The 19,962-nt window shown below is 67.2% G+C and carries 20 protein-coding genes; 14 read left to right on the forward strand and 6 right to left on the reverse strand.

The features are described 5' to 3' along the window. Positions 1-46 precede the first annotated feature (46 nt). The 4 genes from QTI68_RS06055 to QTI68_RS06070 all read right to left on the reverse strand — a co-directional run bounded on the left by QTI68_RS06055 (position 47) and on the right by QTI68_RS06070 (position 2,691). A complete protein-coding gene (locus tag QTI68_RS06055; RefSeq protein WP_286520341.1) occupies positions 47-1,096 on the reverse strand; it encodes a phospholipase D-like domain-containing protein in 1,050 nt (349 codons plus the stop codon). 62 nt (positions 1,097-1,158) lie between these two features. Then, positions 1,159-1,464: a hypothetical protein gene (locus tag QTI68_RS06060; protein ID WP_286520342.1), complete on the reverse strand. Its 306-nt coding sequence runs from the start codon at positions 1,462-1,464 to the stop codon at positions 1,159-1,161. Positions 1,465-1,489: 25 nt separating this feature from the next. Continuing rightward, on the reverse strand, positions 1,490-1,693 hold the full coding sequence (locus QTI68_RS06065; protein ID WP_286520343.1) for an OmpA/MotB family protein: 204 nt from the start codon (positions 1,691-1,693) through the stop codon (positions 1,490-1,492). Positions 1,694-1,776: 83 nt separating this feature from the next. Next, complete coding sequence (locus tag QTI68_RS06070) at positions 1,777-2,691, reverse strand: LysR family transcriptional regulator (protein ID WP_286520344.1); 915 nt, start codon at positions 2,689-2,691, stop codon at positions 1,777-1,779. A gap of 129 nt (positions 2,692-2,820) precedes the next feature. On the opposite strand from QTI68_RS06070, the gene QTI68_RS06075 reads away from it, so the two are divergent. From QTI68_RS06075 to QTI68_RS06100, 6 genes are read left to right on the forward strand one after another with little or no spacing between them, the layout of a single operon-like run. Continuing rightward, positions 2,821-4,089 (forward strand): aromatic ring-hydroxylating dioxygenase subunit alpha, encoded by a 1,269-nt coding sequence (locus QTI68_RS06075; RefSeq protein WP_286520346.1) that lies wholly within the window; start codon positions 2,821-2,823, stop codon positions 4,087-4,089. Position 4,090: 1 nt separating this feature from the next. Continuing rightward, positions 4,091-4,561: an aromatic-ring-hydroxylating dioxygenase subunit beta gene (locus QTI68_RS06080; protein WP_286520347.1), complete on the forward strand. Its 471-nt coding sequence runs from the start codon at positions 4,091-4,093 to the stop codon at positions 4,559-4,561. An 8-nt stretch (positions 4,562-4,569) separates the two neighbouring features. Beyond that, positions 4,570-4,887 carry a non-heme iron oxygenase ferredoxin subunit gene (locus QTI68_RS06085; RefSeq protein WP_286520349.1) on the forward strand — a complete coding sequence of 106 codons (318 nt, stop codon included), beginning with the start codon at positions 4,570-4,572 and terminating at the stop codon, positions 4,885-4,887. Between the two features lie 9 nt (positions 4,888-4,896). Continuing rightward, positions 4,897-6,111 carry an NAD(P)/FAD-dependent oxidoreductase gene (locus QTI68_RS06090; protein ID WP_286520350.1) on the forward strand — a complete coding sequence of 405 codons (1,215 nt, stop codon included), beginning with the start codon at positions 4,897-4,899 and terminating at the stop codon, positions 6,109-6,111. 26 nt (positions 6,112-6,137) lie between these two features. Next, the gene (locus QTI68_RS06095; protein ID WP_286520351.1) at positions 6,138-6,842 is read left to right on the forward strand and encodes a fumarylacetoacetate hydrolase family protein; all 705 of its coding nucleotides are present in this window, start codon (positions 6,138-6,140) and stop codon (positions 6,840-6,842) included. 14 nt (positions 6,843-6,856) lie between these two features. Next, positions 6,857-7,990 (forward strand): cupin domain-containing protein, encoded by a 1,134-nt coding sequence (locus QTI68_RS06100; protein WP_286520352.1) that lies wholly within the window; start codon positions 6,857-6,859, stop codon positions 7,988-7,990. Positions 7,991-8,111: 121 nt separating this feature from the next. Here the strand turns inward: QTI68_RS06100 and QTI68_RS06105 are convergent, their stop codons facing one another. After that, on the reverse strand, positions 8,112-9,086 hold the full coding sequence (locus QTI68_RS06105) for a LysR family transcriptional regulator (protein WP_286520355.1): 975 nt from the start codon (positions 9,084-9,086) through the stop codon (positions 8,112-8,114). A 126-nt stretch (positions 9,087-9,212) separates the two neighbouring features. On the opposite strand from QTI68_RS06105, the gene paoA reads away from it, so the two are divergent. Genes paoA through QTI68_RS06135 form a run of 6 tightly spaced genes read left to right on the forward strand, consistent with a single transcriptional unit; the run spans position 9,213 to position 15,186 of the window. Beyond that, entirely contained in the window at positions 9,213-9,854 is a 642-nt protein-coding gene (gene paoA, locus QTI68_RS06110) for an aldehyde dehydrogenase iron-sulfur subunit PaoA (RefSeq protein WP_286520356.1), read from the forward strand. Next, a complete protein-coding gene (locus QTI68_RS06115) occupies positions 9,851-10,801 on the forward strand; it encodes an FAD binding domain-containing protein (RefSeq protein WP_286520357.1) in 951 nt (316 codons plus the stop codon). The genes paoA and QTI68_RS06115 overlap by 4 nt, the downstream gene beginning before the upstream one ends. Positions 10,802-10,804: 3 nt before the next feature. Further along, positions 10,805-12,997 carry an aldehyde oxidoreductase molybdenum-binding subunit PaoC gene (paoC, locus tag QTI68_RS06120; RefSeq protein WP_286520358.1) on the forward strand — a complete coding sequence of 731 codons (2,193 nt, stop codon included), beginning with the start codon at positions 10,805-10,807 and terminating at the stop codon, positions 12,995-12,997. A gap of 32 nt (positions 12,998-13,029) precedes the next feature. Beyond that, a complete protein-coding gene (locus QTI68_RS06125) occupies positions 13,030-13,515 on the forward strand; it encodes a (R)-mandelonitrile lyase (RefSeq protein WP_286520359.1) in 486 nt (161 codons plus the stop codon). Continuing rightward, positions 13,503-14,354 carry an aldo/keto reductase gene (locus QTI68_RS06130; protein ID WP_286520360.1) on the forward strand — a complete coding sequence of 284 codons (852 nt, stop codon included), beginning with the start codon at positions 13,503-13,505 and terminating at the stop codon, positions 14,352-14,354. Before QTI68_RS06125 ends, QTI68_RS06130 begins: the two co-directional genes overlap by 13 nt. Before the next feature lie 37 nt (positions 14,355-14,391). Beyond that, positions 14,392-15,186, forward strand: coding sequence for a carboxymuconolactone decarboxylase family protein (locus tag QTI68_RS06135; RefSeq protein WP_286520361.1), 795 nt, complete (start codon positions 14,392-14,394; stop codon positions 15,184-15,186). A gap of 245 nt (positions 15,187-15,431) precedes the next feature. Here the strand turns inward: QTI68_RS06135 and QTI68_RS06140 are convergent, their stop codons facing one another. Continuing rightward, the gene (locus QTI68_RS06140) at positions 15,432-16,799 is read right to left on the reverse strand and encodes a homoserine dehydrogenase (RefSeq protein WP_286520362.1); all 1,368 of its coding nucleotides are present in this window, start codon (positions 16,797-16,799) and stop codon (positions 15,432-15,434) included. Between QTI68_RS06140 and QTI68_RS06145 the strand changes: the two genes are divergently transcribed. Then, the gene (locus QTI68_RS06145; protein ID WP_286520363.1) at positions 16,798-17,292 is read left to right on the forward strand and encodes a hypothetical protein; all 495 of its coding nucleotides are present in this window, start codon (positions 16,798-16,800) and stop codon (positions 17,290-17,292) included. The two genes, QTI68_RS06140 and QTI68_RS06145, sit on opposite strands and share 2 nt — an antisense overlap. Positions 17,293-17,434: 142 nt before the next feature. Continuing rightward, positions 17,435-19,960 carry a nitrite reductase large subunit NirB gene (nirB, locus tag QTI68_RS06150; protein WP_286520364.1) on the forward strand — a complete coding sequence of 842 codons (2,526 nt, stop codon included), beginning with the start codon at positions 17,435-17,437 and terminating at the stop codon, positions 19,958-19,960. The last annotated feature ends 2 nt before the right edge of the window (positions 19,961-19,962 follow it).

Consider the following 19,962-nt stretch of genomic DNA (forward strand, 5'->3'; position numbering starts at 1 on the left):
GGCGGCCACGTATGCCCACGTACGTGGTGCGCGGCGCTGAAAAGGATCAGTGCTTCCCCTTGACCTTGTGGTGCTTCTTGGCCGTGGGCGGCGCCGCCGGCTCGACGGCGTCGCCGCTGCCGTCAAGCACCAGGTGGCTGGGATCGAGCTGCCGCTTCTGCAAGTCGTGCAGCAGGCCCGCGTCGCTCAGGTCGATCTTGTGCGAAGAGGCCCAGTCGCGCTGGGCGGTCTGCGCCAGCCGCTGCACGGTGGCTTCGTGGTCGGTCTCGATCGCCAGCTCGCGCCGGCCGTCGAAGCTGCCGGGCGCCAGGTTGATCGAGCCCACGATGGCGCGCTGACCGTCGGCCAGCATCATCTTCGCGTGGAGCTTGAGGTGCTTCATCGTGTGCACCTTGGCACCGACGTCCTGCAGTATGCGCAGGCCGCCGACGCCCTCGATCAGCTTCTCGGCCTTGAGCGAATGCGGCGGCTTGGTGAGGATGTGAATGTCGACGCCGCGGGTCGCGGCGCGCACCAGGCGTTCGATGATCACGGTGTCCTGGTAGCGCTCGTTCTGCACCCACAGCGAATGCTTGGCGCCGTCGATGAAGGCGGCCACCCGCGGCCGGCCGTTGTCGGGGCACCAGATCAGGCGCGAGTCGGGGTGCGGCGTGAAGTCTTCGTGCGCCCAGTCGGCGTCGAAGCAGTCGACCATCTCGCGGGTCTCGAGGTCGTGCGTGGTGAGGACCGCGTAGTCGCGCGTCTCGGTCAGGTCCTTGGGTTCCCAGTTCAGCGATTCCACGAAGCCGAGCCGGTTGTCGATCACCATCGACTTCTGGTGCGTCAGATCGAACTTGGGATTGCTGTCGCGCACCTCGATGCCCGCATCCACGAGCGCCTTGCGCGCGGCCTCGTTCTCGGTCTCGCCGCTGCGGCGGGCCGGATTGAGCATCACGCGCACCTTGACACCGCGCTGCTTGGCGGCGATCACCGCTGCCAGCAGCGTGTCGTCGGTGAACAGGAACATGCGGATGTTGAGCGCGGTCCTGGCACCGTCGATGGCGTCGAGTATCGGCTTGGCGGTGTCGTCGGGCAGAACGATCAGTTGATGAGACATGGCGGGCCTCCGTTTTCCAGGCGGTGGCGGCTGCGGCCGCCGCGGCGCAGCGTCGCTGGCGTTCAGCGCGCGTTGATCACGTCGGAAACGACGCCGTTCTCGTTCACCGTGCAGTTGATGTTGCGCTGGCCGGCGCCGATGCTCAGCGTGACGACGTAGACGCCCTCCTGCATGGTCTGCGAGTCGTAGAGCGGCTTGACGTCCTCCTTGGGCACCTTGCGATCGCGCGAGACCGCATCGATGCAACTCGTGCGCGAGACCTGCGGCGACATGAAACCCGCGAAGACCGGCGGTGGCTGGTAGTTGGCGCAGCCGGCAATGCCGACCAGCAGGAGGGTGGCAGTGGCCTTGAGACAATGACTGGACATGTTGACTCCCAAAGGGGCGGCCACGCTACGGCCGGTTGGCGGCCGAGATGACGATCTCGACGCGACGGTTCTTCGCCCGGCCCTGCGCCGTGTCGTTGCTCGCCACCGGACGGGCGTCGCCGAAGCCCTGGGCTGAAATGTAACTCGGAGGCACGCCCTTCGCCGTGAGAAAGCGCGCCACGTCGTCGGCGCGTGCCGACGAGAGCTCGAGGTTCGAGGGGGACTTCATGACTTCTCCGATGCTAGGCCGCAGGTCGGGCTTCGCCCATCCGTGCGCCCACGCACTGGCACGTACGTGGACGCCCCGCAGCCTCAGTCGACTGCGCCTTCCCCGTGCAGGCGAATGATCAGCGAACGCAGCCAGGCGACGGCGGGATCTTTGTTGTATCGCTCGTGCCAGAACAGGTTGATCGCGATTTCCGGCAGCTTGGCCGGATGGCGGACGTAGGACAGCCCGAAGGGTTCCGCCAGCGCTTGCGCGAGCCGTTCGGGCACGGTCGCCACCAGGTCGGAGTCGTGCAGGATGTGTCCGACCGCGACGTAGTGCGGAACGGTGAGCACCACTCTTCGCGCCACCTTCCTGCGGGTCATGAACTCGTCCGCCTGGCCATGGCCGGTGCCTTCCGAGATCACGACCACATGCTCGGCGGCCGAAAACGCCGCGAGCGAGATCGACCGCTTGTCCAGCGGATGGCCGCGCCGGAACATGCACACGTACTCCTGCTTGAACAACCGGCGCTGGAAATAGCCGGCCTTGAGTTGCGGCAGCAGGCCCATCGCCAGGCTGACATGGCCCGCCTCCATCTCGTCCCGCAGGTTCACCGTGGCACTGCGCACCGTGCTCAGCGACACGTGGGGTGCAAGGCGCTTGAGCTCCTTCATCAGCTTGGGTAAGAAATAGATCTCGCCGATGTCGGTCATCCCGATCCTGAAGGCCCGTGTCGAGGTCTCGGGATCAAAGGTCGCGCGCTGGTTGATCGCCAGGTGGATGACCGACAGCGCCCGTTCCGTCGGCTCGGCGAGCTGCTCGGCGAAGGGAGTGGGCTCCATCCCCTTGGGTGTCCGGAGAAACAGCGGGTCGCCCGTCAGCTTCCGCAATCGGGCCAGGGCGTTGCTCACCCCGGGCTGCGACAGCCCGAGGCTCTCGGCCACCTTCGACACCCGTCGGTCGATGAGCAGCTGCTGGAAGACGACCAGCAGGTTCAGGTCGATGTCCTTGAGTTCCATGCCGCCCTTCCATTCGCAAAATCAATATGTCCTATTGCCCATATTCTATTGAACGATGTGATCGAACGGCCGATGATTGCGCTGCCCGCGATACGCAGGCCGTCCCGCACGGCCTCACAGGAGACAAACATGGATGACACCACAGCAGCAGTGTTTCCCCAGAAGATCCACTGGGAAGACAAGGGAACCAGCCGGGTTCCCTTCATGGCCTACACCGAGGCCGACCAGCACAAGCGAGAGCTCGAGCGCCTCTTCTACAAGGGCCATTGGTGCTACGTCGGCCTCGAGGCGGAGATTCCGGAGGTCGGCGACTTCAAGCGCACCGTGGTCGGCGAGCGCTCGGTCATCATGGTCCGCGACGCCGAGAACGCCATCAGCGTGGTCGAGAACGTCTGCGCGCACCGGGGCATGCAGTTCTGCCGTGAACGCCACGGCAATCGCAAGGCGTCGGGCTTCACCTGCCCCTACCACCAGTGGAACTATTCGCTCACCGGGGATCTGCAGGGTGTGCCCTTCCGCCGCGGCGTCAAGCAGGACGGCAAGGTCAACGGCGGCATGCCCGCCGACTTCAAGCCCGCCGAGCATGGACTCAACAAGCTCAAAGTCGCCAGCCGCGGCGGCGTGGTGTTCGCCTCCTTCGATCCGGAGGTCGAATCGCTCGAAGACTTCATGGGACCGGAGATCCTCGGCTACTTCGATCGCCTGTTCAGCGGCCGCAAGCTGACCCTCCTCGGCTACAACCGCCAGCGCATCCCGGGCAACTGGAAGCTGATGCAGGAGAACATCAAGGACCCCTACCACCCGGGCCTGCTCCACACCTGGTTCGTGACCTTCGGCCTCTGGCGCGCGGACAACAAGTCCGAACTCCGCATGGACCGCCATCACCGCCACGCGGCGATGATCTCGACCCGGGGCGCGAGCGGCAAGGCCGACCAGGTCACGCAGGTGTCGAGCTTCAAGGAGAGCATGCAGCTCAACGACCCCCGCTTTCTCGACATCGTGCCGGAGCCCTGGTGGGGTGGTCCGACGGCGGTGATGATGACGCTGTTCCCCAGCGTGATCTTCCAGCAGCAGGTCAACAGCGTTTCCACGCGGCACATCCAGCCGAGCGGCCAGGGGGCCTTCGACTTCGTCTGGACGCATTTCGGCTTCGAGGACGACGATGCAGAAATGACGCAGCGCCGGCTGCGCCAGGCCAACCTGTTCGGCCCGGCCGGTTTCGTCTCGGCCGACGACGGCGAGGTGATCGAACTGTCGCAAAAGGGCTTCGAGCAGAAGCCTTTCCATCGAACGCTGGCGGAACTCGGCGGCCGCGAGGTCGGCGACACCGACCACATGGTGACGGAGACGCTGATCCGCGGCATGTACGAATACTGGCGCAAGGTCATGGAGGCTTGAGATGAACTTCCAGGACTACTTCGACCTGAACCAGCTCTACGCCAGCTACGCCAGCGCCGTGAGCTCCGGCCAGTGGGAACTCTGGCCCGAATTCTTCACCGAGGAATGCAGCTATCGGCTGCAGCCGCGCGAGAACTTCGAACGCGGCTTTCCGCTCGCCACCCTCTCGTTCGAGAGCAAGGGCATGCTGAAGGACCGCGTCTACGGCATCCGCGAGACGCTGTTCCACGATCCCTATTACCAGCGTCACGTGGTGGGTGCACCGGTCATCCTGAAGGCCGAGGTGGACCGCTTCGAATGCGAAGCCAACTACGCGGTCTTCCGCACCAAGCTGTCCGAACTGTCGTCGGTTTTCAGCGTCGGCCGCTACATCGACACGGTCGTTCGCACCAGCGAAGGCCTGAAGTTCGCATCCCGACAGGTCATCTACGACAGCGAGATGATTCCCAACTCGATCATCTACCCGCTTTGAGGACAGACATGAGCGATTCCCAATGGACCGACGCCGCGCCTCTGGACGGGGTGCCGACGGACGACGTGATCGGCGTCAACGTCGATGGCCGCGACATCGCGCTCTACAACGTCGAGGGCGAGATCTACGCGACCGACAACGTTTGCACCCATGGCCACGCGCGCTTGTGCGAGGGCTTCCTGGAGGGCCACGAGATCGAGTGCCCCCTGCACCAGGGACGATTCGACGTCCGGAACGGCGCCCCCATGTGCGCACCCCTGACCGAAGCGATCCGCTCCTATCCGGTGAAGATCGAGGCGGGCCGCGTGTTCCTGTCGCTCGCCTGACTCGCCGCCATGAGCACCGAGACGATCGTCATCGTGGGCGGCGGCCAGGCCGGCGGCTGGGCCGCGCAGACCTTGCGCGCCGAGGGCTTCAAGGGCCGGGTCGTCCTGGTCGGCGACGAACCCCATCGGCCGTACGAGCGTCCGCCGCTGTCGAAGGCGATCCTTTCGGGTGATGCCCATGCCGACACGGCCTACCTGCAGAAGCCGGAGGCCTTCGATGCCCTGGGTGTCGACTGGCGACCGAACGCGACGGCGGCGGCCATCGACCCGGCGGCCAAGCAGGTGCGGCTCGCCGACGGCGAGTCCGTCGGCTACGACAAGCTCATTCTTTGCACGGGTGGACGTGCCCGCCGACTGACCATTCCGGGCGCCGACCTGCCAGGTGTTCACACGCTGCGAAACCTCCAGGATGCGGCATCGCTGGGTGCGGCGTTGGTCGCCGGCCGTCGCCTGCTCGTCATCGGCGGCGGATGGATCGGCCTCGAGGTGGCGGCCACGGCGCGCAAGAAGGGCATGGAAGTCACGGTGGTGGAGGCGATGAGCCGGCTCTGCGAACGGACGGTTCCGGCCGGGATTTCGAGCTACCTGCAGCGCCTGCACACCTCCCATGGCGTCCGGATCGAGCTCGGTGCCGGCGTCGAGCGACTGGCAGAGTCGGCGAGCGGACTGTGCGCCACCCTGGGCGACGGTCGCGAGATCGGGTGCGACACCGTGCTCGTCGGCGTGGGCCTGATCGCCAACGACGAACTCGCGCGCGAAGCCGGGCTGGCGTGCGATGGCGGCGTCTGCGTCGATGCGCAGTGCAAGTCGTCGAACCCCGACATCCTCGCCGCCGGCGACGTCGCCGTCTGGCACAGCGAATGGGCCGGCCGGCGCATGCGGCTGGAGTCCTGGCAGAACGCGCAGGAGCAGGGCATTGCAGCCGCGCGCTCCGCACTCGGGACCGATGTCACGCACCAGCCGCTGCCGTGGTTCTGGTCCGACCAGTTCGACGTCAATCTGCAGATCTACGGCATGCCCGCCCCGCAGCACCAGGTTGTCGTCCGCGGCGACCCGGAATCGAATGCCTTCGTGATGTTCTTTCTCGATGGCGACCACGTCGTGGCGGCATTGGGCCCCAACTCAGCGCGCGACCTGCGGTTTGCGCGGCGCCTGATCGAGCGCCGCACCTCTGTCGATCCGGGGCAACTCGCCGACCTTCAGGTTGCGCTCGCCAAGCTCTAGCTTCACCCCTTCTTTTGAAAAAAAACATGACCACGACCTATCTCTGGGCGCCTCCCGCCATCCCGTCGCTGCCGGTGCGCGGCAAGGCCGAGCGCCTTCCCGTCAACCGCCTTTTCTTCGTCGGCCGCAACTATCACGCGCACGCGGTCGAAATGGGACGCCCGGTCGACAAGTCGGTCGAGGTCCCGTTCTATTTCACGAAGAGCCCGTCGACCCTGGTGGAGTCCGGCGCGACCGTGGCCTACCCGCCCGAGACGAAGAACTACCACCACGAAATGGAACTGGTGGTGGCCATCGGGGCGCCGGGCTTTCGCGTCCAACGTGACGACGCCTCCAAGCTCGTCTACGGCTATGCTTGCGGACTCGACATGACGCGCCGCGACCTGCAGCTGGTCGCGCGCGACAAGGGCCGGCCATGGGACCTCGGCAAGGATGTGGAGCAATCGTCCGTCGTGTCCGAGATCGTGCCCATGCCGGGCAAGGTGCTCGAGACCGGCGCGCTGACCCTGAGCGTCAACGGCCAGCCACGCCAGACCTCCGACCTCGACAAGCTGATCTGGAACATCCCGGAACTCATCGAGGACCTGTCGAAGTTCTACCACCTGCAGCCGGGCGACCTGATCTTCACGGGCACCCCCGAAGGCGTGGGCCCGCTGCAGCCCGGCGACCGCATTGAAGGCAGCGTCGCCGGCGTCGGAGAGATCATGCTCGACATCGGTCCGGCCGAATAAGATCCGGAGTTCCCATGACCGACGACACCGCCCCTTCTCCCGTTCGTCTCAAGGCCGTCGCCGGGCCGGGTCAGCCTGACCCGAGTCCGGCGCTGGAAGCACTCTATCGCGGCTTCGAGGCCGAGCTCCTCGTGCCGCTCTGGACCGAGATCGGCGACCTGATGCCCAAGCATCCGCGCAGCAAGGCGATGCCGCACCTCTGGCGCTGGGACCGGCTGTTGGAACTCGCCGGCGAAGCCGGGCGCATCGTGCCCGTGGGCCGCGGCGGCGAGCGGCGTGCGATCGCGCTGGCCAATCCCGGGCTGGGTGGCCGCCCCTTCGCGACGCCGACCCTGTGGGCCGCCATCCAGTACCTGATGCCGGGCGAGAACGCGCCCGAACATCGCCATACGCAGCATGCGTTCCGGTTCGTCGTCGAAGGCGAAGGCGTCTGGACCGTGGTCAACGGCGACCCCGTGCGCATGTCGCGCGGCGACTTCCTGCCGCAGGCCGGCTGGAACTGGCATTCCCATCACAACGCAGCCACCGCGCCCATGGCGTGGATCGACGGACTCGACATCCCGTTCTCCTACCTCACGGAGTCCCAGTTCTTCGAGTTCGGGCGCGAGCGGGTGGCGAGCACCGAGATGGGAACGCCCGATCGGTCGCGCTCCGAGCGCCTCTGGGGCCATCCCGGACTGCGCCCCCTGTCGCAGCCGGAGTCGCCAAGCGCCACGCCGCTCCTGGCCTACCGGTGGGTGGATACCGATCGAGCGCTGGCCGATCAGCTCGCGCTCGAGGCAGAGGGCCATGCCGGCACCGTGAGCCCCGGCCATGCGGCGGTGCGCTTCACCAATCCGAGCACCGGCCGCGATGTGCTGCCGACGATCCGGACGGAAATGCACCGCATCAAGTCCGGCGCCAGCACATTGAAGCGCCAGGAAGTCGGCTCTTCGGTGTTCCAGGTGTTCGAGGGCAGCGGCACGGTGAAGGTCGGTGAGCGCGAATGGTCGGTGAAGCGCGGTGACATGTTCGTCGTGCCTTCATGGGCGCCCTTCAGCGCGCAGTGCGACCCCGCTCACGCCTGCCTCGACCTCTTCCGGTTCAGCGATTCCCCGATCTTCGAGGCGCTGAACGCCCACCGCGCGACCACGATCGACGGCGAGTAGTCGTGGCCCTGCCGGCCCGTTGGTGCCGCTGCTCGCACAGTCCGACGCCATCAGCTGCTGTTCGCGCTATTGCCCTCGGCCATCCTCGACGCTGCGCGCACCAGACGCGAATACGCACCATCTAGCTGGCCTGACGCGCGGCCTCACGGCCCCGGACCTCGGCAAGCGCAAGCTCCTCCGCAGTCAACACATATGCAGGGTTGTCGGCCAAGAGTTCGACCGCCAGATCGATGAAGGCGCGTACGCGCGCGGGCTGCGCGGCGCGGCTGCCGTAGTAGACGAAGACGCCCGACTTGTCGGCGATGTGCTGCACGAACAAGGGGACCAACCGGCCCGATCGGATGTGCGGGGCGGCCGCAACGCCGGTCAGCAGGCCGATGACGTGTCCAGCCAGGACAGTCTCCGTCTCCAGCGCTTCGTCATTGACCGTCAGGGTCGGCATCACGTGGTGCTCGATCAGGGCGTCGCCCACATTCACGAGCCAAGGAAGGACCTGTCCTGTTCCCGAGCTCCGAAAAGCGCTGCAACGGTGTTCCGCCAGCGAGCCCAAGCCCTCTGGAGCGCCGTGGCGACTCAAGTACGAGGGTGCCGCGCAGATGATGAGCTGCAACGGGAACAGCTTGCGCGCGATCACGCCTTCCGCCGCCGACCGCCCGATGCGAAACCCGACGTCGACCCGGTCTTCCACCCAGTTGCCGATACGGTCGTCGAGGTGCACATCTGGCTGCACCTCAGGGTAGCGACGACAGAAGGCATCCAGCAGCGGCCAAATGACGGCCCCGAACACCGAGTGCGGGCCCACGATGCGCAGCGGACCGGCAATCTCTTCCTGCGATCGCCGAGCGATGCTCAATGCCCGCTGCATGCCGGCCAGCGCCGGCTGCGCGGCTTCGAGGAACTGCCGGCCAGCGTCGGTCAGCGACATGCTGCGCGTCGTGCGGTGAAAAAGGCGCACGCCCAGGTGCCGCTCCAGCTGCGCCAAAGCCTGGCTGGCGGCTTGCGGCGTCATCGCCTGGGCCGTTGCCGCTTGCCGCAGGCTGCCCAGTTCGGCGGTCTTCACGAAGGTGGCGATGCAGCGCAGTTCATTGATCGGCATGACTGCAAGTGTGACTGAATTGACAAGCGCAGCTTGCGAGTCCTTCAAGAGCGGATGGTCTAGTGCCGCGAGCCCTGCCCTTCTACAGTCGACCCAGACACGCTGTGTAGCAAGCGAGGAACCGCCATGAAAATCCCCGATGAGTTCAGTATTTCCCGCCGCGGCCTCCTGAAGGCAGGGGCCGCGACGGCCACGGCCCCGGTCTTGGCAGGCCAGGCAGAGGCGGCGGCGCCCGCGGCAGGGCCGGCGCCCGTCACGTCCCTGCCGGTCACGCTGAGAGTCAACGGCAAGCCGGAGCGCCTGATGCTCGACACCCGCACCACCCTGCTGGACGCCCTGCGGGAGCACCTGCGCCTGACGGGCACCAAGAAGGGCTGCGACCATGGCCAGTGCGGCGCCTGCACCGTCATCGTCGACGGGCGCCGCATCAACTCCTGCCTCACGCTGGCCGTCATGCACGACGGTGCCGAAGTGACGACGATCGAAGGGCTTGGCCAGCCCGGCCACCTGCACCCGATGCAAGCGGCGTTCGTCAAGCACGACGGGTTTCAATGCGGCTACTGCACGCCGGGGCAGATCTGCTCGGCCGTCGCGGTACTGCAGGAAATCGACCAGGGCATTCCGAGCCACGTCAGTGGCGACCTGACCGCCAAGCCGTTGCTGTCGGTCGCCGAACTGCGCGAGCGCATGAGCGGGAACATTTGTCGCTGCGGCGCCTACAGCAACATCGTCGAGGCCATCACCGACGTTGCAGGAGCGAGGGCATGAAGTCGTTCAGCTACGAACGCGCCACGTCTCCCGCCCAAGCGGTGGCAGCGGCTGCGCGCACACCCGGAGCGCGCTTCATCGCCGGCGGCACCAACCTGCTCGACCTCATGAAGCTGGAGATCGAGACGCCAGCCCACCTGATCGACGTCAACGGGCTCGGCTTCGACCGGATCGAGGCCACGCAGGAGGGCGGCTTGCGCATCGGCGCACTGGTGCGCAACACCGATCTCGCAGCCGATGCCCGGGTGCGGCGCGACTACGGTCTTCTGTCGCGCGCCCTGCTCGCGGGCGCCTCCGGGCAGTTGCGCAACAAGGCCACCACCGCCGGCAACCTGCTGCAGCGCACCCGCTGCCCGTATTTCTACGACACCAACCAGGCCTGCAACAAGCGCCAGCCCGGCAGCGGTTGCTCGGCGATCGGCGGTGTCAGCCGGCAGCACGCGGTGGTCGGTTCGAGCGCGGCCTGCATCGCGACCCACCCGAGCGACATGGCCGTCGCCATGCGCGCGCTCGACGCCGGCGTGGAGACGTTGCGCCCCGACGGTTCGCGCCGCACGATCCCGATCTCCGATTTCCACCGGCTTCCCGGCGCCACGCCCCACGTGGAAACTGCATTGGCGGATGGCGAACTCGTCACCGCCGTGACGCTGCCTCCTCCCATCGGTGGCAAGCAGATCTACCACAAGGTGCGCGACCGGGCGTCGTATGCCTTCGCACTGATCGCCGTGGCGGCGGTGGTGCAAACCGACGGCACCGGCCGCGTGGCACTGGGCGGCGTCGCCCCCAAGCCTTGGCGGGTCGAGGCGGCGGACGCCGAACTGCGGCGCGGCGCCAAGGCGGTCTCGCAGGCGCTGCTCGCCGGGGCCCAGCCGACCGAACACAACGCCTTCAAGGTGACGCTGGTGGAACGCACGCTCGAGGCCGTTCTGACCGAGGCAAGGAGCTGAACGATGCGATTCGACACACCCGCGGGCACCAACCCCATCGACCAGCTCAAGGTGATCGGAAAGCCGGTCGACCGGATCGACGGCCCCTTGAAGACCACGGGCACCGCGCCGTATGCCTACGAGCGGCACGACGTCGCGCCCGACGCAGCCTACGGGTATGTGCTCGGCGCCGCCATCGCCAAGGGGCGCATCACCGCCATCGATCAGACGCGCGCCAAGGCGGCGCCTGGCGTGATCGCCATCGTCACCGCGGAGAACGCAGGCAAGCTCGGCAAGGGCTCGCTCAACACCGCCAGGCTGCTCGGTGGCCCGCTGGTCGAGCACTATCACCAGGCGATCGCGCTGGTGGTGGCCGAGACCTTCGAGCAGGCTCGCGCCGCCGCACAGCTGCTGAAGGTGACGTATGACCGAGCGGAAGGCGCATTCGACCTGGCCGCCGAAAAGACGTCGGACAAGAAGACCGTCGACCGGGACAGCAAGGTCGGCGACTTCGCGACCGCATTCGCGAGCGCCGAGGTCCGACTCGACCAGACCTATTCCACGCCCGACCAGTCGCACGCGATGATGGAGCCGCATGCGACGACCGCGGCGTGGCGCGGCGACCGGCTCACGGTCTGGACCTCGAACCAGATGGTCGACTGGACCGTCGCCGACCTGGCCACGACGCTGGGGATCCCGAAGGACCGGATCCAACTGATGTCGCCCTACGTCGGCGGCGGCTTCGGCGCCAAGCTGTTCCTGCGGACCGACACGGTGCTGGCTGCGCTGGGCGCCCGCCTCGCGGGCCGACCGGTCAAGGTGGCGCTGCAGCGCCCGCTGGTCGCCAACAACACCGTTCATCGGCCGGCGACGATCCAGCGCATCCGGCTCGGCGCCGGCAGGGACGGCAGGCTGACGGCCATCGGCCACGAAAGCTGGTCCGGCAACTTGGTCAATGGCAAGCCCGAGAACGCGGTCCAGCAGACCCAGCTGCTGTACGCCGCGGCGCATCGCCTGACCGGAACCCGGCTGGCCGTGCTCGACCTGCCCGAAGGCAACGCGATGCGCGCGCCGGGCGAGGCGCCCGGCCTGATGGCACTGGAGATCGCCATGGACGAGATGGCCGAGCGCCTCGGCATCGACCCGATCGAATTCCGCGTGCTGAACGACACCCAGGTCGACCCCGCGAATCCGGCACGCCGCTTCTCCGAGCGCCGCCTGATCGAATGCATGCGCACCGGCGCCAAGGCCTTCGGATGGTCGCAGCGCAACGCCAAGCCGGCGATGCGGCGCGAGGGCCGGCAATGGATCGGCATCGGCACGGCGGTCGGCTTCCGCAACAACCTAGTCACCAAGTCCGGCGCACGGGTGCGCCTGGACAAGCGCGGCGTGGTGACGGTCGAGACCGACATGACCGACATCGGCACCGGCAGCTACACCATCATTGCGCAGACTGCGGCGGAGATGATGGGGGTTCCGCTCGACCGCGTCGTGGTGCGCCTCGGCGACTCTTCCTTTCCGGTGTCCGCCGGCTCCGGCGGCCAATGGGGCGCCAACAGTTCGACCGCGGGCGTCTACGCCGCTTGCGTCAAGCTGCGGGAGGCCGTCCTGCAGCGCGCCGGCATGCCGGTCGACGCCAGCTTCGAAGATGGCGCGGTGCGCAGCGGGGGCCGCAGCCTGCCGCTGTCGGAGGTCGCGGGCGAAGAGGGCTTCGTCGTCGAAGACGCGATCGAGTTCGGCGAACTGAGCAAGCGCTACCAGCAATCGACCTTCGGCGCCCACTTCGTCGAAGTGGCTGTCGACGCCTACACCGCCGAGGTGCGCGTGCGACGCATGCTGGCCGTGTGCGCCTCCGGGCGAATACTCAATCCGAAATCGGCGCGCAGCCAGGTTATTGGTGCCATGACCATGGGTGTGGGCGGCGCCCTCATGGAGGAACTCGCGATCGACAAACGCCTCGGATTCTTCGTGAACCACGATCTGGCCGGCTACGAAGTGCCGGTGCATGCCGACATCCCTCACCAGGACGTGATCTTCCTCGACGAGACCGACGCCATGTCCTCGCCGATGAAGGCGAAGGGCATTGGTGAACTCGGCCTCTGCGGCGTGGGGGCCGCGATCGCCAATGCGGTCTACAACGCGACCGGCGTGCGCGTGCGCGACTACCCCCTCACGCTCGACAAGCTGCTGGGGCGCATGCCGCGCCTCGAAAGCTGACCAGAGGACGCGATCACATGAAATCCCTCGCAATGACCGCACTGTCGGTTTCCATGGCGGCGTCGGCCTTCGCGCAGTCCGAGACCAGCCTCCAGATCGCCCGCGCCGGATCGCAGGCCTCCTACAAGGGGCCGATCGAGTCCTTCTCGGGCGCCGTCCGGGTCGACCCCTTGTTTCCGAAACCCAACGGGCCGACGCGCGCGACCGGCTCCTATGTGACCTTCGAGCCCGGCGCGCGGACCGCGTGGCACACGCATCCGCTCGGTCAGACACTGGTGGTGACCGCAGGCGTTGGGCGGGTGCAGCGCTGGGGCGATCCGGTCCAGGAAATACGGCCGGGCGATGTAGTCTGGATTCCACCGGGTCAGAAGCACTGGCACGGCGCCGCGCCAAGCACCGCCATGACGCACATCGCGATCACAGAACTTGCGGACGGCAAGGCGGTCGACTGGCTCGAAAAGGTCAGTGACGGTCAATACGCAACACATCAACCTGGTGAAGTTTCATGCAGCAAGTGACATTGAACAACGGCATCCAGATGCCGATTCTCGGCTTCGGCGTTTTCCAGATCGCCGATCCCAAGGAATGCGAACGCAGCGTCGTCGACGCGATCGAGGTCGGCTACCGGCTCATCGACACGGCGGCCTCATACATGAACGAGGAAGCGGTCGGCAACGGGCTTCGTGCCAGCGGCGTGGCCCGTGAAGACCTGTTCGTGACCTCCAAGCTCTGGGTGCAGGATGCCGGCTACGAGCGCACGCGCCTGGCCATCGACAAGTCCTTGCGCAGGCTCCAACTCGACTATCTCGACCTCTACCTCATCCACCAGCCGTACAACGATGTCCATGGTGCGTGGCGGGCCATGCAGGAGGCCTACAAGGCGGGCAAGCTGCGCGCGATCGGGCTCAGCAACTTCCAGCCGGATCGCCTCATGGACATCCAGGCCTTCAACGAAGTGCCGCCGGCGGTCAATCAGATCGAGATCAATCCCTTTCACCAACAAGCGGAGAGCGTCGGCTTCCTGCTCGACAACGGCGTGCAAGCCGAGGCCTGGGCGCCGTTTGCCGAGGGCCGAAACCATCTCTTCGAGAATGAAGACCTGGCCGCCATCGGCGCCATGCACGGCAAGTCGGTCGGCCAAGTGGTTCTTCGATGGCTGGTGCAGCGCGGCATCGTTTCGCTCGCCAAATCTGTGCGCAAGGAGCGCATGGTCGAAAACCTGGACGTGTTCGACTTCCAACTGGACGACCCGGACATGGCGCGCATCGCGAAACTGGATACGGCCACCAGCAGCTTCTTCTCGCATCGCGATCCGGCCATCGTGAAGTGGATGAGTGAGCGCAGGCTCGACGTCTGAGCGGACACGGGCCCATCGGACAAGGAACCCACCACCCATGACCCGTGCCTCGGCATCTGCACGACGCGCCGGCGCGCTCTCGACCCTCATCTTGATTCTGGGGATGGGCCTATCCTCTCCCATCAGCTACGCGGCGCCAGGCGCCTCGGAACCTCAAGAAGCGATCTCTTCGACGATGCCAAACTCCGACACTCTTTCCGCCCGGCAGCAAGCCATTCCCCTGATCGCCGCCGCCATGGCCGCCAGCGACATGCCCAGGCTGCGCAACGCTTTGAACCAGGCACTCGACGCTGGATTGACGATCAGCGAGGCCAAGGAGATCCTGGTGCAGCTGTACGCCTACGTCGGGTTTCCACGCAGTCTCAACGCCCTGGGCGAGCTGATGAACGTGGTGCAGGCACGCAAGGATCGGGGCGTTCAGGACGCACCGGGTCGCGAGCCCAGCCGAGTCATTGCGACGGGCGATGCGCTGCGCGCGGCCGGCACTGCCAATCAGACCCGGATCTCCGGGGCGCCGGTGAAGGGCCCGGTGTTCGATTTCGCGCCCGTCATCAACCAGTACCTGCAGACGCATCTGTTCGGCGACATCTTCGAGCGCGACAACCTCGACTGGCAGAGCCGCGAACTGGCCACGGTGGGGGCGCTGGCCGCGACGCCTGGCGCGGAACCGCAACTTCGCTCGCACATGGCCGCCAGCATGCGGGTGGGCTTGACGGCCGCACAGTTGCGCCAGGTCGCGCACCTGCTGAAAGACAGCGCCGACGCCGACGCCGGAAAACGCGCGGAGGATGCGCTCGAGCAGGTGACCGCAGCAGTCACCCGGACCAAGTAGCCAGCCATTGCAGCGCCCGATCGTCGTGTCGCGCCTGGCGGATTCGCAACTCGTCGATCAGGTAGGCGGTTCCGGCTTCTAGATTGGTCGAAAGCAGGTTGCACTACTCCGGGAACATCGTCCTGGGCATCACGTTGATGAGGCGGTCAAGGTCCTTCGACACGAATTCGACGGGCACGCAGGCTCAAGCAGTCAAAGCTTGCGGGGTCGAGGTGTCGAAACGGCTGGGGCATTGAAAGCCCGCATCAGTGGCCCAGTTCCTCCACCCGCAGCCCGACGATCGCGCCAGCCACCGACGGATGGCCCTGCAGCGCATGCACCGCCAGGTCCACCGCCCCCTGCGCCACCACATCCGTCAACACCAGCGCCTGCGGGCCATGGCCTGCCCGCGCGCTGGCCAGCAGCAACCGGCGCACGGGCACGCCCTGCGCCGCCAGCAAGGCCCCCACCGCCTCGACCTGCGATGCGGCCTGCAGCGGCACCCGCAGGTAGTGCGCGCTGCGCACGGCTGCGCGCGGCAGCACCGGCAGCGCCGTCATCGCATGGGCATGAAAACCCAGGTGCGGCACGCGCTGCGCCGCATGGGTGCCGTCCAGCCGCGCCACGTCGACCAGGTCGGCGATCACGGCCGATGCGGTCTGCTCCGATCCGGCGCCCGCGCCGTAGTACATCGTGAGTCCCGCCGCGTCGGCCTTGACCATGATGCCGTTCATCGACCCATCGACCTGCGCCATCAGGTGGGCAGCGGGCACCAGCGCCGGCTGCACGCGCAGCTCCACGCCATCCGCCCGGCGCCGCGCAATGCCCAGCAGCTTCACCCGATAGCCCAGTTGCTCCGCGCCGGCCACGTCCTGCGCCTGCAGGGCCGCGATGCCCTCGACCTGCGCATCCGCGAAACGCAGCGGCATGCCGAAGGCATTGGCGGCCAGCAGCGTGAGCTTGTGGGCGGCGTCGACACCTTCGATGTCGAAGCTGGGATCGGCCTCGGCATAGCCCAGCGCCTGCGCCTGCGCGAGCGCGCTGCCGAAGTCGATGCCCTCGTCACGCATCTTGCTGAGGATGAAATTGGTGGTGCCGTTGATGATGCCCGCCACCCATTCGATGCGGTTGGCCGTCAGGCCCTCGCGCAGCGCCTTGATGATCGGGATGCTCACGGCCACGGCCGCTTCGTAGGCCACGCTGACGCCGCGCTGCCGGGCGGCGGCGAAGATCTCGCCGCCATGCACCGCGAGCAGCGCCTTGTTGGCCGTGACCACGTGCTTGCCGTGGGCGATGGCCGCCAGCACCCAGTCGCGCGCCGGCCCGGTCCCGCCGGCCACTTCCACCACGACGTCGACTTCGGGATGGGTCGCGACCTCCAGCGGGTCGGCGGTCAATGCGGCCTTGCCGTCGACGATGGCCGCGGCCCGCACGAGGTTGCGGGCCGCGACCATCACCACCTCGATCCCGCGCCCCGCCCGCCCCGCGATCTCGGCCTGGTTGCGCGCCAGCACCCGGAAGGTGCCCGAACCCACGGTACCGATGCCGATCATGCCGACGCGCAGGGGACGGGTCGCCGCGGGAAGGCGGCTGCGGGACTCACACTCGAGGGACTGGACTGGATCGCGGTACATGAAGATCTCCGGACGGACGAACAAACAAAAAACCCAGCTGCCAGAGCTGGGTCGGATTCGTTCGGGGGAGAGCGAGAACACCAGGTGGCTGCCGAAACGGCCACCTGCGCGTGCTCAGGTGGCCGCGGTGGTAATGGTGGTAATCATTCGTGAACCCAATGCCCCATTCGCCCGCGCGAAGGCAGGCGACATCATGCGGCCCATGAGGGCGGCGCTCGATGCGGCAGGGAGGAATTGGCACGACATGGGCAGTCAGTGTACAGGAGCCCGCGCCACCGACCTCCTCCGCACCAAACAGGCGAGCGCTGCGCCACATCGGCGCACGGCGCCCGGCTTCCAGCTCCGATCACGCGCGCTTTCCCTGCAGACGCACGCCCCGCGAGGGCAAAAACCGCAGGCACGGTTGTTGCTTGAACTCCTTCGCTGTTCCGCCGACACCGTTGTCGCGGATTTTTGCAGTGCCTCCGCTAACGATGGCGAGGGATCCGAGTGAACCGAAAGCAACGACGCCGCCGGTTCGCCTGTTCCAACCCAAGTCGCATCCGTTCCACGCGGGGGCCCGCTGCCATCGGCTGAGCTACAGCCAGTCATGGTCGCCTGCACCCCGTCAAGGGCGGTTGCGTGCAGGATCCGACATGAAAATCGCAGTGATTGGCCACGGCATGGTGGGCCACAAGTTTCTCGAGCAACTCCACGAACTCGGGCTCTCGCAAGCGCAGGTCACCGTGCTCTGCGAGGAGCCTCGCCCGGCCTACGACCGGGTGCACCTGTCCGAATTCTTCGCCGGCAAGACGGCCGAGGACCTGTCCCTGGTCGAGCCGGGCTTCTTCGAGCGCACCGGCTTCAGCCTGAAGCTGGCGGCCAGGGCGGTGGCCATCGAGCGGCGCAACAACACCCTCACCACGGCCGACGGCGAAGTGGTGCACTACGACAAGCTGGTGCTGGCCACCGGCTCGGCGCCCTTCGTGCCGGCGGTGCCGGGCCGCGACCGCCCCCACTGCTTCGTCTACCGCACCATCGAGGACCTGGAGGCCATGAAGGCCAGCGGCGCCCGCTCGAAGAGCGGCGTGGTGGTGGGCGGCGGCCTGCTGGGCCTCGAATGCGCCAAGGCGCTGCGCGACATGGGCCTCGAGACCCATGTCGTCGAGTTCTCGCCGCGGCTGATGGCGGTCCAGGTCGACGAGGGCGGCGGACGGGCGCTGCGCAGCAGCATCGAGGGCCTCGGCCTGCACGTGCACACCGGGCGCAACACGGTCGAGATCACCGACGGCGCGAGCGCGCGCCACCGCATGGTGTTCGCCGACGGCACCCACCTGGAGACCGACATGATCGTGTTCTCGGCCGGCATCCGGCCGCGCGACGAACTCGCGCGCCAGTGCCTGCTGGCGGTCGGCCCGCGCGGAGGCGTGGCGATCGACAGCCACTGCCGCACCAGCGACCGCAATGTCTACGCGATCGGCGAGTGCGCCGCATGGAACGAGCAGACCTTCGGCCTGGTCGCGCCGGGCTACGACATGGCCCGCGTGGCCGCCCGGCACATCGCCGGCCAGGACGACGCCGCCTTCACCGGCGCCGACATGAGCACCAAGCTCAAGCTGATGGGCGTCGACGTCGCCAGCATCGGCGACGCCCACGGCAAGACACCAAGGTCGCGCGCCTATCAGTACGTCAACGAGCACAAGCAGATCTACAAGAAGATCGTGGTCAGCGAGGACGGCAAGCAGCTGCTGGGCGCAGTGCTGGTCGGCGACGCCACCGAGTACGGCACCTTGCTGCAGATGGCGCTGAACGGCATCACGCTCCCGGCCGACCCGGAATTCCTGATCCTGCCTTCGAGCGACGGCAAGGCCAAACCAGGGCTCGGCGTGGATTCGCTGCCCGACAGCGCCCAGATCTGCTCGTGCAACAGCGTCACCAAGGGACAGATCTGCGCGGCCGTGGCCGAAGGCGCCTGCACCACCGCCGAACTCAAGGCCTGCACCAAGGCCGGCGCCACCTGCGGCGGCTGCGTGCCGCTGGTCACCCAGGTGATGAAGGCCGAGATGGCCAAGCGCGGGCTGGCGGTCGACAACCACCTCTGCGAGCACTTCGCCTATTCGCGCCAGGAGCTCTACCACCTGATCCGCGTCGGCGAGATCCGCAGCTTCGAGGACCTGCTGGCCAGGCATGGCAAGGGCCTGGGCTGCGTGGTCTGCAAGCCCACCGCCGCCAGCATCTTCGCGTCCTGCTGGAACGAGTTCGTGCTCAAGAAGGACCTGGCCTCATTGCAGGACAGCAACGACTACTTCCTCGGCAACATCCAGAAGGACGGCAGCTATTCGGTCGTGCCGCGCATGCCCGGCGGCGAGGTCACGCCCGAGGGGCTGATCGCGGTGGGCCAGGTGGCAAAGAAGTACGGGCTCTACACCAAGATCACCGGCGGCCAGCGCGTGGACCTGTTCGGTGCCCGCGTCGAGCAGCTGCCGCCGATCTGGGAGGAACTGATCGCCGCCGGCTTCGAATCGGGCCATGCCTACGGCAAGTCGCTGCGCACCGTGAAGAGCTGCGTCGGCTCGACCTGGTGCCGCTTCGGCGTGGCCGACAGCGTGGGCCTGGCGGTCGAGCTGGAGAACCGCTACAAGGGCCTGCGGGCGCCGCACAAGATCAAGTTCGGCGTCTCGGGCTGCACCCGCGAATGCGCCGAAGCGCAGGGCAAGGACGTCGGCATCATCGCCACCGAGCGTGGCTGGAACCTCTACGTCTGCGGCAACGGCGGCATGAAGCCGCGCCATGCCGAACTGATCGCCTCCGACCTGGGCAAGGAAGAGCTGGTCCGGCTGATCGACCGCTTCCTGATGTTCTACGTGCGCACCGCCGACCGCCTGCAGCGCACCAGCACCTGGCGCGATAACCTGGAGGGCGGCCTCGACTACCTGAAGGGCGTGCTGATCGAGGACACGCTGGGCCTCGGCGCCGAGCTCGAAGCCCAGATGCAGCACGTGGTCGATACCTACCAGTGCGAGTGGAAGACGGCGGTGAACGACCCGGTCACGCGCGCGCGCTTCCGCTCCTTCGTCAACAGCGAGAAGCCGGACGAGCACATCGTCTTCGTGCAGGAGCGCGGCCAGATCCGGCCGGCCCGCGGCGAGGAACGTGCCGATGCCGATGCCGCCACCGCCTGAAC

The sequence above is a fragment of the Variovorax sp. J31P207 genome (assembly GCF_030316965.1).
Lineage (GTDB): Bacteria > Pseudomonadota > Gammaproteobacteria > Burkholderiales > Burkholderiaceae_C > Variovorax > Variovorax ginsengisoli_B.

Excerpts from the sequence above, each read along its gene's own strand:
- QTI68_RS06055 (WP_286520341.1), bottom strand. The coding sequence starts at position 1,096 with ATGTCTCATCAACTGATCGTTCTGCCCGACGACACCGCCAAGCCGATA.
- QTI68_RS06060 (WP_286520342.1), bottom strand. The coding sequence starts at position 1,464 with ATGTCCAGTCATTGTCTCAAGGCCACTGCCACCCTCCTGCTGGTCGGC.
- QTI68_RS06065 (WP_286520343.1), bottom strand. The coding sequence starts at position 1,693 with ATGAAGTCCCCCTCGAACCTCGAGCTCTCGTCGGCACGCGCCGACGAC.
- QTI68_RS06070 (WP_286520344.1), bottom strand. The coding sequence starts at position 2,691 with ATGGAACTCAAGGACATCGACCTGAACCTGCTGGTCGTCTTCCAGCAG.
- QTI68_RS06075 (WP_286520346.1), top strand. The coding sequence starts at position 2,821 with ATGGATGACACCACAGCAGCAGTGTTTCCCCAGAAGATCCACTGGGAA.
- QTI68_RS06080 (WP_286520347.1), top strand. The coding sequence starts at position 4,091 with ATGAACTTCCAGGACTACTTCGACCTGAACCAGCTCTACGCCAGCTAC.
- QTI68_RS06085 (WP_286520349.1), top strand. The coding sequence starts at position 4,570 with ATGAGCGATTCCCAATGGACCGACGCCGCGCCTCTGGACGGGGTGCCG.
- QTI68_RS06090 (WP_286520350.1), top strand. The coding sequence starts at position 4,897 with ATGAGCACCGAGACGATCGTCATCGTGGGCGGCGGCCAGGCCGGCGGC.
- QTI68_RS06095 (WP_286520351.1), top strand. The coding sequence starts at position 6,138 with ATGACCACGACCTATCTCTGGGCGCCTCCCGCCATCCCGTCGCTGCCG.
- QTI68_RS06100 (WP_286520352.1), top strand. The coding sequence starts at position 6,857 with ATGACCGACGACACCGCCCCTTCTCCCGTTCGTCTCAAGGCCGTCGCC.
- QTI68_RS06105 (WP_286520355.1), bottom strand. The coding sequence starts at position 9,086 with ATGCCGATCAATGAACTGCGCTGCATCGCCACCTTCGTGAAGACCGCC.
- paoA (WP_286520356.1), top strand. The coding sequence starts at position 9,213 with ATGAAAATCCCCGATGAGTTCAGTATTTCCCGCCGCGGCCTCCTGAAG.
- QTI68_RS06115 (WP_286520357.1), top strand. The coding sequence starts at position 9,851 with ATGAAGTCGTTCAGCTACGAACGCGCCACGTCTCCCGCCCAAGCGGTG.
- paoC (WP_286520358.1), top strand. The coding sequence starts at position 10,805 with ATGCGATTCGACACACCCGCGGGCACCAACCCCATCGACCAGCTCAAG.
- QTI68_RS06125 (WP_286520359.1), top strand. The coding sequence starts at position 13,030 with ATGACCGCACTGTCGGTTTCCATGGCGGCGTCGGCCTTCGCGCAGTCC.
- QTI68_RS06130 (WP_286520360.1), top strand. The coding sequence starts at position 13,503 with ATGCAGCAAGTGACATTGAACAACGGCATCCAGATGCCGATTCTCGGC.
- QTI68_RS06135 (WP_286520361.1), top strand. The coding sequence starts at position 14,392 with ATGACCCGTGCCTCGGCATCTGCACGACGCGCCGGCGCGCTCTCGACC.
- QTI68_RS06145 (WP_286520363.1), top strand. The coding sequence starts at position 16,798 with ATGAAGATCTCCGGACGGACGAACAAACAAAAAACCCAGCTGCCAGAG.
- QTI68_RS06140 (WP_286520362.1), bottom strand. The coding sequence starts at position 16,799 with ATGTACCGCGATCCAGTCCAGTCCCTCGAGTGTGAGTCCCGCAGCCGC.
- nirB (WP_286520364.1), top strand. The coding sequence starts at position 17,435 with ATGAAAATCGCAGTGATTGGCCACGGCATGGTGGGCCACAAGTTTCTC.